This is a genomic window from Burkholderia sp. S171 (assembly GCF_009766085.1).
Lineage (GTDB): Bacteria > Pseudomonadota > Gammaproteobacteria > Burkholderiales > Burkholderiaceae > Caballeronia.
Genome location: NZ_LMUF01000048.1, coordinates 167,135 through 179,067 on the forward strand (window position 1 = coordinate 167,135; position 11,933 = coordinate 179,067).

Below are 11,933 nucleotides of genomic sequence, written 5' to 3' on the forward strand. Positions count from 1 at the left end.
GCTACCAGCATGGCAGCGCGCTTCTGTCACAATAGCGTTCTGCCGTTTCGCTGACGTGCCGCTGGCAGCGCACCACAACTGATTTTCTCGTCAATGCGCCTATTCGGAATAAGCCTTTACGTCATCATCGCCCTGTTCTTTGCGGTGCATGCCGTGCGCAACCAGCAGAACATGTACTGGCTGCTGATCCTGTTTCTTTTCCCTGGCCTTGGCAGCGCGGTCTACTTCTTTGTCATTTACTTGCCGTCCCTGCGCCAGTCGCGTGGGGCAAGGGTGGCAACGAGGGCCATCTCGCAGTTTGTCGATCCCAACCGGGCGGTGCGCGAGGCGCGCACGGATTTCGATCGCGCGCCGACCGTCGCGCATCGCATGCGGCTGGGAGCGGCGCTGCTCGATGCAGGCAATGCCGCCGAAGCCCTGGAGCATTACCAAGCTGCGGTCAGTGGGCCGTTCTCATCCGATCCGGCGTTACTCCAAGGGCTGGCGCGCGCGCAGTTTGCCACCGGCAATGCTTCGGCCACGCAGGACACGCTGGAAAAACTGTTCGCCGCCAATCCGCTCGCCCGCCAGCAGTCAGAGCCTGCCTTGCTGTACGCACGAGCCTTGGCCACGATTGGCGCACCCGGCACGCGCGCCGCGTTCGAGATGGCGCTCACCAACGCAAGCGACGCTGCACCCCGTTGCCTGTACGCCGATTGGCTGGCGGCGCAGCCCGACGAGACTGACCGCCAGCGTGCGCGCGAACTTTATGCCGAGATCGTGCACGATTCCAGGCATTGGCCACGCCACGCCCGCGAACATAACAGCGAGTGGCTGCAACGAGCCCAAGCCTCACAAAGCCGATAATCCACGGGCGCTCGCTGCAGAGCGGCACGGCCCGCGCTGATCGTCCTTACACCCGGCATAGGCACGCAGTTCCCCGTGCCGATTTCGTCTTCGACATCCCGGCGGGCGGTGCATCGTTCGATGCATTTGCCGACGCTGCTGGTCGCACCATCTCAGTGTCGTAGTTCCACGTTCGGTCCCTTTCTTGTCGCGCTAATCCGGCAGTTAAAACCAATGACATCACGCCTCCCCAGACTCCCAGTCTGTTGAGGCGCAGTAAGCACAAGCACATCAGCCGCAAGATACGGGATCAAATAAAATTTCCCCACTAACGCTCGTTTACGATACCTTATGCTCAATTATGCTCGATTAAAAGCAGGCGAATAATGCCCGACAGAGACTGACGATATGCAAAGAACCCGGCGCGATGCCGTAGACGGACTGCTGCCCGACGAACGCGCAAAGCTGATTCTCAACAGGCTCCAAACGCACGGCCGCGTCCTCGCCGCCGAACTCGCGCTCGAATTCAACACCTCCGAACACACGATTCGCCGCCATCTCCGTGATCTGGCAGACGCGGGTCAATGCAAGCGCGTGTACGGCGGTGCGCTGCTGATCTCACCGGCTGCATCGTCCGGATCCACGCGCCTGCACGAAGCCGCGGACCGAAAGGCCCAACTGGCCGTTGCAGCGGCGTCCATCGTCCGGCCGCGGCAGATCATCCTGCTCGATGCCGGGTCGACCAATGTCGCTATCGCGGCGGCGCTTCCAGACAACGCAGGCCTCACAGTCGTGACGAACTCCCCCGATGCCTGCTCGCATTTGCTCGATCGCCCTGGCTTCGATGTCATCCTGATCGGCGGCCGGATGAGCGCGCGCGGAGCGGGATCGCTCGGGTCCACTGCCCTTTTGCAGGTCCAGCAAATCAAGGCCGATCTGTGTTTCCTGGGCGCTTGCGCCATCGACCCGGATGAGGGCGTGGCTGCGTTCGAGGCGGAGGAAGCCGAGCTTAAACGCGCGATGGTCAAATCGAGCGGTCAGGTCGCCATCGCGATGACGTCCGAGAAGCTGATGACCGCCGCGCCCTTTTTTGTGGTGGCGGCGTCCGGCATTGAGCACCTGATCGTGGAAGCGGATATCTCCGCGCAACGGTTAAGCGAGTTCGAAAAAATCTGCGGCAATGTGATCGTGGCTTATGCAGAGGCTCAATCATGAAACCTGTCGCTGAACGTATTGCCACCACGGCCGTGTTTCTTGCGAACGGATTGGGCATTGGCACGTGGGCCGTCGAAGTCCCGCGGATCAAGGAAGCTTTGTCGCTAAGCAATACAACGCTCGGGATTGCGTTGTTCTGTTTTGCATTGGGCGCGATCGTCGCCATGCCACTTGCGGGCCGCTTCGGACCACGCTTCGGCAGCGGCCGTACCACCGCATTCCTGGGCCTTGCATTCGTTGCCGCGCTGCCCTTGCCCGCGCTGGCCCCCGACCTCGCTTTGTTATGCGTCGTGCTCTTTACATTAGGGGCTGCGAACGGCGCGCTGGATGTATCGATGAACGGACATGCCAGCGCGATCGAAGGCGAGTGGAAAGCGCCGATCATGTCGTCGTTTCATGCGGCCTGGAGCACGGGCTGTCTGTTGGGCGCGGCAGGGGGCGCGGCGCTTCAGGCGAACGGTATCGGAACGATGGGCGGATTGCTGCTGCCTGACGTCGTTATCGGCGCGCTCATGCTGACCAGCGCACTATTTGCGCTGAGGGATATTGGCCCGAGGGTGTTGGCATCGGCTAGCGGTTTTACCTTGCCTGGTGCGGGTGTCATGAAACTCGCTGCCCTCGCCTTTCTCTGCATGTTGATGGAAGGCGCGGTGGTGGACTGGAGCGCGGTGTTCCTGCGCTCGGCACTCGACACGCAAGCAAGCGCAGCGGCGCTCGGCTATTCATCGTTTGCCTTCGCGATGGCAGCATGCCGCGTGGTCGGCGACGTATCGGTTCGACGCTTGGGCGCAAGCGTAGTGGTCGCTTGCGGCGGGCTTATCGCAGCCCTCGGCTTGGCGCTAGTGCTTGGGTATCCCAACGTGGTCACCGCTTGCGTCGGCTTTGCGCTTGTAGGAATTGGCCTGTCTAACATCGTGCCGGTGATCTTTAGTGCTGCGGGCCGTTCGACGACAACGCCGGCCGTCGGCGTTTCCATGGCCGCGACGGCGGGTTATGCCGGCTTTCTGGTGGGACCGCCCTTGATCGGACTGGGCGCAGGTTTCCTGGGTTTGCGGCTCGCGTTATGTGCGCTTTTGCTAGCCGCCTTGATCGTCTGTCTGGTGGGCGGTAAAGCCGTGAGCCGGGCCGGCGTCGAACAGGCGGTTTAAACGCGATGACGCCGTTACGTAGTGGGTTTTCGCTCGGCGCCGGCGAATGGACTGAGGGCTTTGTCAGGAAGGGTTGCTGGCAGAAAACGCGAAGCCATCAACCCTTGCGCCCTAAGTGAATCACTGCGACACCGGCATCAGATCGCCATCTGCCTGACGCTGAAGATCCTGCACCTTGGTCTGCAACGCACGCAATTGAGCTTGAGCCGCGTCCTGCTGCGCCCGCAACGTGACAATGGCTGCCTGCTGTTGCGCCTGACGATCGACAACCTGGGTTTGCTGCGCGCGCGCCACATCAACATCCGCTTGCAAGCGGTTTGCCCGGTTCTGCTGTAAAGCAATCAGCCTGTCCGCGAAGGCGTTTTCAGCCTGCAGCTTCTCGCGACGGATTTCCGAATCGGCAAGCTGGGCCGTGCTCTTCGCGAACTCCGAATAAACGGCTTCCGCACGCGTATCGGTCTGCGTCTTGATCACGCGCCAGAACTTCTTTTGCTGGAATAGCGCGACGTAATACACCATCTGGTCCGGATAGAACAACATGCTTGCGCCATAGCTGCCGTTATAAGTCGTGCGCATTTCAATTACCTTGCCGTCGCGGATCATCTGCTGCAACTCGGTAATGGTGCCGTTGCTTTCATTGCCCGGCGCTTGCGGTTCGTCAGCCGCGCCGTTGGTCAGCAAGCCTCGCCGCGCACTCGTGTCGCCCAGTGCATTCCCCGATGCTGACGACGCATCCTGCCCGGCAGGCGTTGCCGCTATTGCAGTGGTTACGGCGCAAGCCGCCATGCAGACCACCGCGCCCGCCCATAGAACTACCCCGCGCTGCCATTTATTATTGGATTTCATGGAATTTCCGAGTTCTTTGAACAAAGCGAAACCGACCGGATTATGGCAGATAGAATGCCCCGATATTTATTGGCCACATTCAAAAACCGTATTCTCTAAATGGAATTCGACGCACCGGATAATCTCTTAAGTCCGGTCGACCGGCCGAGGCATGCTAGAAGGCCGCGACGCTAAGCGCAATGCCCTTGTCGCCACGCCTGAAGTCGTGCCTGAAGTCGTGCCTAAGTCACGCCCTAAGTCACCTGAAAATATCGGCGACCAGGTTCGAGACCGCCCGAATGCGCTCGCTGCCGCGAAGTGCCGGATGCAGGACCATCCAGACATCCTGATCCAGCTCCCTGATATGCGGTTCGATGCAGACCAGATCGCTGGTCGTATCGCCCGCCAGTTGAGCGAGCACGCCGAGACCCGAGCCGCCCAGCACGCCGTCGAACACGCCCAGCACATAGCTGCTGCGAAGGCTCGGCGCAGGCGCGCCCGGCAGCGTCTTGAGCCAGCGGGCTGCGGGATGGTCCCCCCGGCGCTCGTCATAACCGACGAAGGACAGCTTGCTCCATTCCTTCTTCTTGATCGCCACCTTGTGACGCAGGTAGTAGTCCCGTGACGCATATAACCCAAAGCGAACCTTGCCGATCCGGCGGACATACAAATCACCCTCGTCCGGGCATTCCGACCAGATAGCGATATCGGCTTCGCGCCGGGCAAGGTTGTATGGCTGCTGCGAGGTCAGCACTTCAATGGCTAGTCCCGGAAACCTTTCCTGGAAGGAGCCGAGAAGCTTCATCAGGATGTAGGACATCCACTCGACCGCGTTGATCCTGACCGTGCCTTCCAGACCATGAGAACCCGTGACATCTCCGGCCCGTTCAATCTGGTGCGCCAGCGTTTCCATTTGCTCGGCCCATGCAAGCACCCGCTGCCCGAACGCTGTGACTGCGCAGCCCGAAGGCACGCGGTCAATCAGGGGTTCACCCAATCTTCTTTCAAGCTCCGTCAAGCGGCGCGACAGCGTTGCCGCGCTAAGATCGCATGCCGCAGCGGCTGATCTCATGGTTCCTTCACGGGCGATGGCGAGCAAAAGCCGCAGGTCGTCCCAATCAACGTGTTCCATTTTTGAAACGCTCGCTTTCGATTTTAGACGTAGCATATCGCGAATCGCGAGGATAGCATTAGACCCGGATGGGCTGGATCGCCTCTTGATTTACGCCACGGCTCATGCATCGGGTTTTCACGTACTAGCGTTAAAGCGATGCGGCAACGAGCATGTCATTCACATTGATTTACTGACCCAACGACTCGACGGCTATTCCCTCAGTAGACCGAAGAGCGAACTAATTAACGGAGACTCTATGACCCGCAAGGCTAACCCAGCACGGCGCCGCGTACTCGCTGCAACCGCAGTATTCGCAGCATTCTCGCTGTTGCCTGTCTCGTCGGCATTCGCTCAAACGACTAAAAAACCCGTAGTCGCCCTCGTGATGAAGTCACTCGCCAACGAGTTCTTCCTCACCATGGAAACCGGCGCGAAGGACTATCAGGCACATAACGCGAGCAAGTTCACGCTCATCTCGAACGGCATCAAGGACGAAACCGATACCGCGAACCAGATTCGCATTGTCGAGCAGATGATCGTCTCGAAGGTCGACGCGCTCGTGATCGCCCCGGCTGATTCGAAGGCCCTCGTTCCGGTCATCAAGAAGGCCGTGGATGCAGGCATCATTGTGGTGAATATCGACAACCAGCTTGATCCGGAGGTGCTCAAGTCGAAGGACCTGAACGTGCCGTTCGTCGGCCCGGACAACGCGAAGGGCGCGAAGCTGGTCGGGGATTATCTCGCCAAGAAACTGAAGTCCGGCGATGAAGTCGGCATTATCGAAGGCGTGTCGACCACGACCAACGCGCAGCAACGCACGGCCGGCTTCAAGGAAGCAATGCAAGCAGGTGGCATGAAGGTTGTTGCACTGCAATCCGGCGACTGGGAAATCGACAAGGGCAATGCAGTGGCATCGCAGATCCTGAATGCGAACCCGAACATCAAGGCGCTGCTGTGCGGCAACGACAACATGGCGCTCGGCGCGGTTGCTGCAGTGCGGGCGGCGGGCAAGGCAGGCAAGGTGCAAGTGGTTGGCTATGACAACATCAACGCCATCAAGCCGATGCTCGCCGACGGCCGGGTGCTTGCGACTGCGGATCAGTACGCCGCAAAACAAGCGGTATTTGGTATCGACACGGCTTTGAAGGCGCTCTCCGCGCACCAAAAGCAGTCGCAATTGTCGAGCGTGGTGGAAACGCCGGTCAACCTGGTCACCAAGTAAGCCTGCTGGCCCCGAGCCAACTGGTATGCGTCATCGCGGTTTGCCGCGACGGCGCATCCCGAACGCCGCAAGCAGCGTAGAGTATTCCGACGCGCGCCCGGCTTTGGCTCCCAAGCTTCAAATGTTCAAACGTGTAGTGCACCCCGGCTCTTGATGGCCGGGGTGAAACTCGCATTCCAGTACCCGCTCCAGCCTCTCATAAGCGATGACAAGTCCAAACGTCCCTCCCGCCGACATCGCGCCGGTGCTGACCATTCACGGGATCGGCAAGACCTACGTCGAACCGGTGCTCGCGGACGTCTCGCTCCATTTGCGTCCCGGTGAAGTGCTCGCGCTGACCGGTGAAAACGGCGCCGGCAAGAGCACGCTCTCGAAGATCGTAGGCGGTCTTGTCACGCCCACTACCGGTTCGATGCAGCTCGGTGGTCTTCCGTACGCGCCGGCCAGCCGCAGCGATGCCGAAGCGCTCGGCGTGCGCATGGTGATGCAGGAACTGAACCTGTTGCCCACGCTGTCCGTTGCTGAAAACCTCTTTTTGAATCGCCTGCCAAAACGCGGCCTCGGCTGGATCGACCGCACGACGCTGCGCGAAGACGCGCGTCAGGCGATGGCCCAAGTCGGGCTCGATGCGATCGACCCGGATACGCTCGTGGGTGAACTCGGCATCGGCCATCAGCAGATGGTCGAGATCGCGCGCAACCTGATCGGTGATTGCCGCGTGCTGATCCTCGATGAACCCACCGCCATGCTCACGGCGCGTGAAGTCGACCTGCTGTTCGAGCAAGTCGCGCGCCTTAAGTCGCGTGGCGTAGCGCTGGTCTATATCTCGCATCGGCTGGAAGAACTGGCGCGGATCGCCGAACGCGCGGCCGTGTTGCGCGACGGCAAGCTGGTTCACGTCGATGCCATGCGCAACCTCACCAGCGACAAACTCGTCACGCTGATGGTCGGACGCGATATTGGCGAGCGGATCGATCTCGGCGAACGCCGGATCGGCGCGACGGCATTCAAGGTGCAAGGCATGACGCGCGGCCACGCCGTGCGCGACGTATCGTTTGAAGTAAAAGCCGGCGAGATCTTCGGCATCAGCGGATTGATCGGTGCAGGCCGGACCGAACTCATGCGGCTGATCTACGGCGCGGATCGAGCAGATAGCGGCAGCATCTCGATCGCGCACAAAGGTGCGGCGCTCAAGACGGTCAGCATCAAGTCGCCCTCCGATGCAGTGAGCCAGGGTATCGCGCTCATTACCGAAGACCGCAAAGGCGAAGGTTTGTTGCTGCCCCAGCCGATTGCCGCGAACATTTCTCTGGGCAATATCGGCGCGGTATCGAAGCATGGTTTTATCGATGCCCGCCGCGAGACCGCACTCGCACAGAAGCAGATTGACGCCATGCGGATTCGCACGTCGAGCGCCGCGCAACCGGTGTCCGAACTCTCGGGCGGCAATCAGCAGAAGGTGGTGATCGGCCGCTGGCTCGCACGCGATTGCACCGTGCTGCTCTTCGACGAACCCACGCGCGGCATCGACGTCGGCGCCAAGTTCGACATCTATGCGCTGATGGGCGCCCAGGCTCGCGAAGGCCGCGCGCTAGTGGTCGTGTCCAGCGACTTGCGCGAGCTGATGCTGATCTGCGACCGGATCGGCGTGATGTCGGCGGGACGTATGACCGGCGTCTTCGAACGCGATAACTGGTCGCAAGACGCGTTGCTCGCGGCAGCGTTCGCGGGTTATGCAGCCCGCGATAAAATTCTCAGCGAATCGATTGATCCGGGCGTCGACACGCCGGATACCCCTATTACGGAGCACCAGTCATGACTGTACAAACAACAACGCCGAAATCGCAGACGGAGCCGCCCAAGAGCGCGAAGCCGATCGGCACCCGGCTGGGATTCTCGAACTACCTGGGCCTGATGGGCGCGTTGATCGCCATGATCGCGCTGTTCTCCGTGCTGAGCTCGCACTTTCTCAGCTACGACACCTTCAGCACGATCGCGAACCAGATTCCCGATCTGGTGGTGATGTCGGTCGGCATGACGTTCGTGCTGATCATTGCGGGTATCGATCTGTCGGTGGGGTCGGTGCTGGCATTGGGGGCGGCCGTGACCAGCGTTGCCGCCTTGCAATGGCACTGGGGAGCGCTCCCGGCAGCGCTCCTCGGCATGGCCGGTGCGGCGCTCACTGGCTGCGTGACCGGGGCCGTGACGGTGGGTTGGCGCATTCCTTCGTTCATCGTCTCGCTGGGTGTGCTGGAAGCGGCGCGCGGTCTTGCCTACCAGATGACGAACTCGCGCACGGCGTACATAGGCGACGCTTTCGACTTTCTCTCGAACCCCATTGCGTTCGGCATCTCTCCTTCATTCCTGATTGCCATCGCGGTGATGATCGTGGCGCAGCTCGTGCTCACCCGAACGGTGTTTGGCCGCTATCTGGTGGGCATCGGCACCAACGAAGAAGCCGTGCGGCTGGCCGGCGTGAACCCACGCCCGTACAAGGTCATCGTGTTTGCGCTGATGGGCCTGCTCTCGGGACTTGCAGCGCTGTTCCAGATCTCCCGGCTCGAAGCGGCGGACCCGAACGCAGGGTCGGGAATTGAACTGCAAGTGATTGCAGCGGTTGTGATTGGCGGCACGAGCCTGATGGGTGGACGCGGCTCGGTGATCAGCACGTTCTTCGGCGTCCTGATTATTTCAGTGCTTGCCGCAGGTCTCGCGCAGATCGGCGCGAACGAGCCGACCAAGCGGATCATCACTGGTGCGGTGATTGTGGTTGCGGTCGTGCTGGATACGTACCGCAGCAAACGGCGCATCATGTAAGCGGTGGCAGCGCCCGATTTTCAGCGCTTGTACAGCCGCGCTATGGATAGCTGATTCACGCCAGGCTGGCGCAAATCACGGGTGACTGAAGGAAAACGCATCCCTAATATCGGCGACGTCGGTGGTGGTCAGCTTGGGCTTAACGCATTTACTGAAAGTGTTCAACCAAGCTCAAGCCCGGTAACCGACCGTTCGCCAGCAGGAGAAATTGAAATGTCCAAAGATACCAAGCAAGGCTCCGTCCTCATCATGGGGAGCATCAATACCGATCTGGTCGCGCGCTCGCCGCACCTGCCCCGTCCGGGCGAAACGATCAGCGGCCATGAGTTCTCGCAGGTCTCCGGCGGCAAGGGCGCCAACCAGGCGGTTGCGGCTGCACGTATCGGCGGCCGGGTGGCGATGGCCGGATGCGTCGGCGGCGACGCCAACGGCGCACTACGGTTGGCAGATCTGGAAGCGGAAGGGATCGATTGCAGCGCGGTCGAAACCGACCCGTCAGTGCCGTCCGGCGTGGCGATCGTCACCGTGGCGGACGACGGCCAGAACACGATCGTGGTGGTGCCCGGCAGCAACGGCCAGGTGACCCCAGAGATGGTCAAGCGCCATGAAGCGGTGATCAAAGCTGCTGACGTGGTGGTGTGCCAGCTTGAGACCCCATGGGATTCGGTCTATGCCACGCTTGTCACCGCTAGAAGATTTGGCAAGCTCACCGTATTAAATCCGGCGCCGGCTACCGGACCACTGCCGCCCGAGTGGCTGCCGTTGGTCGACTATCTGGTTCCGAATGAAGTCGAGGCGGCGATCCTTGCCGGATTGCCGGTCGAATCGCAAAGCGGTGCGCGCAGGGCGGCGAAAGAACTGCAGCGAGCGGGCGCGCGTAACGTGATAGTGACGCTTGGATCGCAAGGCGCCTATCTGTTGCCCGAAGCAGGAGAAGGCACGCACTACCCCGCTCCCAAGGTGAACGCGGTGGACACGACTGCTGCCGGCGATACCTTCATCGGCGTCTTCGCCGCGCAGTTGGCCGCGCGCCAACCCATCGAAGCCGCGATCAGCCTTGCCCAGCGCGCGGCCGCTATTTCCGTTACACGTGCCGGCGCACAACCCTCCATCCCGACTCGCCAGGAAGTCGACAGCGCGCCCTAGCCTCTCTGTTCCGGGATGTCTCAAGCGTCCTGGTACTCGATTTAGTTTTTCGATTTAGTTACTCAAATTAGTTTCGCAAATTAGATAGAAGCGTCGAAACCGTGCTGCCCCGTTGCAGGGGCGGGTCACGTCCTCGTCAAGCTGCTGCATGGCTTTTTGTGGCAGTTCTTTTTCGTCATCCAACTAATCTCGAATGGGAAAAGCAATGAACTCAAGACCCGTGTTTGTCCTGGTGGCTTCCGTGTTTTTGACGGCTTGCGGTGGAAACGGAAATTCGAATTCCGGGCCCTTGGCGAACGCGCCAAAGGTCATCATGGATTCGGACTTTAATACGATGGGCGATGACGGCCAGCTTTTTGCAATGACCACGCAATTGATGGCGCAGGGGAAAGTCAATTTACTAGGCTTGACTGTAGTAACCGGCAACGACTGGTTATTGCAGGAACAATCCGACGCATTGAAAGCCGTGGAACGCATGGGCGTGCAGAACACCGTGGGCGTCTACGCCGGCGCGGATTACCCGTTGCAATACGACGTCGCGAGTATCCGCGCCCAGCAAGCCGCCAATCCTAATGGTTATTTCGGCGCATGGAGCCGACCTGAACCCACGCAGGCTTCGCAACTCATTGCCCCGCCGGACGGCTTTGCTACCAGCACGAAACTGCAGACGGAAAATGCGTCCGATTTCATGATCGATACGATCAAGCGTTATCCGAATCAGGTCACTATTCTGGAAGTCGGGCCGCCGACTAATCTCGCGCTCGCTTTGCAAAAGGCGCCGGAAATTGCGCCGCTTATCAAGCAGATTGTTTATATGGGCGGCGCGATGGCGGTGCCGGGCAATGCGAATGCCGTGGGCGAACTCAACTGGTGGTTTGATCCGCTAGCCGTGCGCACGGTGCTGCAAACAACAATTCCTCAAACTGTCATTCCGCTGGATGTGACCAATACCGTGCCGCTAACAGAAAGCGTCTACGACCAGATCGCCAACAATCCGAGCAAGCAGACCGCCGTCACCAAGATTTATGCGACGACCAATGCCAACGCCTTCAGCACTAACACGGATATTTACGACACGCTGACCATCGCCTATTTTCTCGATCCGACCTACGCTACACAGACGAAGAGCGCGTACCTGGATATCGATACGACCAGCGGTGAGGATCAAGGCCATGTGATGGTTTATCCGGATCAACCGGCAGCAGGGGCTTCGCCGCAGAAAATCACCTATGTCACTCAGTTCGATAACAACCGGTTCTTTAGCCTGTATGTCGATTTGTTGACGCGGCCGGTTCCGGTGACACTGCCTTAAGGGGTTTCGTTCGCACTCGGGTTCGGTTTTGGGTTTTGGGTTGGACGGGGTGGGGCCGGGGAAATCAGGGTGGTGCTCGGGTGCTGATTCGGGGGTAGCGGTCGGGGTAGCGGTCGGGTCGCTAAGTTTGAGGTTGGCGGTTGGAGTCAATGCCGGGTTGGTGCTTCGGCGTTAGCGGTCTGCCTGAGCCGGATTTTCTCTTTATCACTGTTAGCCACTGTGCGTGGCGGCCCGTCATTTCTTTTATATGAACGTCCCCGTTTGCGCCAGGGTTTCGAGCATGTAACGCAACAGGAGGTTGCAGCTTTA

General features: G+C 60.2%; 10 protein-coding genes. 8 read left to right on the forward strand and 2 right to left on the reverse strand.

Going from position 1 to position 11,933, the window contains the following annotated elements; genetic code table 11:
- Positions 1-93 precede the first annotated feature (93 nt).
- From GSQ93_RS28140 to GSQ93_RS28150, 3 genes are all read left to right on the forward strand, one after another.
- Complete coding sequence (locus GSQ93_RS28140) at positions 94-846, forward strand: tetratricopeptide repeat protein (protein WP_158938923.1); 753 nt, start codon at positions 94-96, stop codon at positions 844-846.
- 387 nt (positions 847-1,233) lie between these two features.
- The gene (locus tag GSQ93_RS28145) at positions 1,234-2,040 is read left to right on the forward strand and encodes a DeoR/GlpR family DNA-binding transcription regulator (protein ID WP_158938924.1); all 807 of its coding nucleotides are present in this window, start codon (positions 1,234-1,236) and stop codon (positions 2,038-2,040) included.
- The gene (locus GSQ93_RS28150; protein WP_158938925.1) at positions 2,037-3,188 is read left to right on the forward strand and encodes an MFS transporter; all 1,152 of its coding nucleotides are present in this window, start codon (positions 2,037-2,039) and stop codon (positions 3,186-3,188) included. Before GSQ93_RS28145 ends, GSQ93_RS28150 begins: the two co-directional genes overlap by 4 nt.
- A gap of 120 nt (positions 3,189-3,308) precedes the next feature.
- Here GSQ93_RS28150 and GSQ93_RS28155 read toward each other — a convergent pair whose 3' ends face one another.
- Together GSQ93_RS28155 and GSQ93_RS28160 are read right to left on the reverse strand one after the other, a co-directional pair.
- Entirely contained in the window at positions 3,309-4,034 is a 726-nt protein-coding gene (locus GSQ93_RS28155; protein ID WP_158938926.1) for a DUF2968 domain-containing protein, read from the reverse strand.
- Positions 4,035-4,272: 238 nt separating this feature from the next.
- Positions 4,273-5,145, reverse strand: a complete 873-nt coding sequence (locus tag GSQ93_RS28160) for a LysR family transcriptional regulator (RefSeq protein ID WP_158938927.1) — start codon at positions 5,143-5,145, stop codon at positions 4,273-4,275.
- Positions 5,146-5,383: 238 nt separating this feature from the next.
- On the opposite strand from GSQ93_RS28160, the gene GSQ93_RS28165 reads away from it, so the two are divergent.
- From GSQ93_RS28165 to GSQ93_RS28185, 5 genes are all read left to right on the forward strand, one after another.
- Positions 5,384-6,349, forward strand: a complete 966-nt coding sequence (locus tag GSQ93_RS28165; RefSeq protein ID WP_158938928.1) for a sugar ABC transporter substrate-binding protein — start codon at positions 5,384-5,386, stop codon at positions 6,347-6,349.
- A 205-nt stretch (positions 6,350-6,554) separates the two neighbouring features.
- Positions 6,555-8,168, forward strand: coding sequence for a sugar ABC transporter ATP-binding protein (locus GSQ93_RS28170; RefSeq protein ID WP_158938929.1), 1,614 nt, complete (start codon positions 6,555-6,557; stop codon positions 8,166-8,168).
- On the forward strand, positions 8,165-9,166 hold the full coding sequence (locus GSQ93_RS28175; RefSeq protein ID WP_158938930.1) for an ABC transporter permease: 1,002 nt from the start codon (positions 8,165-8,167) through the stop codon (positions 9,164-9,166). The genes GSQ93_RS28170 and GSQ93_RS28175 overlap by 4 nt, the downstream gene beginning before the upstream one ends.
- A 213-nt stretch (positions 9,167-9,379) precedes the next feature.
- On the forward strand, positions 9,380-10,312 hold the full coding sequence (gene rbsK, locus GSQ93_RS28180) for a ribokinase (protein WP_158938931.1): 933 nt from the start codon (positions 9,380-9,382) through the stop codon (positions 10,310-10,312).
- Between the two features lie 205 nt (positions 10,313-10,517).
- Positions 10,518-11,624, forward strand: coding sequence for a nucleoside hydrolase (locus tag GSQ93_RS28185; RefSeq protein WP_158938932.1), 1,107 nt, complete (start codon positions 10,518-10,520; stop codon positions 11,622-11,624).
- The last annotated feature ends 309 nt before the right edge of the window (positions 11,625-11,933 follow it).

What these genes read in the sequence shown, in the direction of transcription:
- GSQ93_RS28165 (WP_158938928.1), top strand. Translation starts at nt 5,384, where the DNA reads ATGACCCGCAAGGCTAACCCAGCACGGCGCCGCGTACTCGCTGCAACC.
- GSQ93_RS28175 (WP_158938930.1), top strand. Translation starts at nt 8,165, where the DNA reads ATGACTGTACAAACAACAACGCCGAAATCGCAGACGGAGCCGCCCAAG.
- GSQ93_RS28150 (WP_158938925.1), top strand. Translation starts at nt 2,037, where the DNA reads ATGAAACCTGTCGCTGAACGTATTGCCACCACGGCCGTGTTTCTTGCG.
- rbsK (WP_158938931.1), top strand. Translation starts at nt 9,380, where the DNA reads ATGTCCAAAGATACCAAGCAAGGCTCCGTCCTCATCATGGGGAGCATC.
- GSQ93_RS28155 (WP_158938926.1), bottom strand. Translation starts at nt 4,034, where the DNA reads ATGAAATCCAATAATAAATGGCAGCGCGGGGTAGTTCTATGGGCGGGC.
- GSQ93_RS28145 (WP_158938924.1), top strand. Translation starts at nt 1,234, where the DNA reads ATGCAAAGAACCCGGCGCGATGCCGTAGACGGACTGCTGCCCGACGAA.
- GSQ93_RS28160 (WP_158938927.1), bottom strand. Translation starts at nt 5,145, where the DNA reads ATGGAACACGTTGATTGGGACGACCTGCGGCTTTTGCTCGCCATCGCC.
- GSQ93_RS28170 (WP_158938929.1), top strand. Translation starts at nt 6,555, where the DNA reads ATGACAAGTCCAAACGTCCCTCCCGCCGACATCGCGCCGGTGCTGACC.
- GSQ93_RS28185 (WP_158938932.1), top strand. Translation starts at nt 10,518, where the DNA reads ATGAACTCAAGACCCGTGTTTGTCCTGGTGGCTTCCGTGTTTTTGACG.
- GSQ93_RS28140 (WP_158938923.1), top strand. Translation starts at nt 94, where the DNA reads ATGCGCCTATTCGGAATAAGCCTTTACGTCATCATCGCCCTGTTCTTT.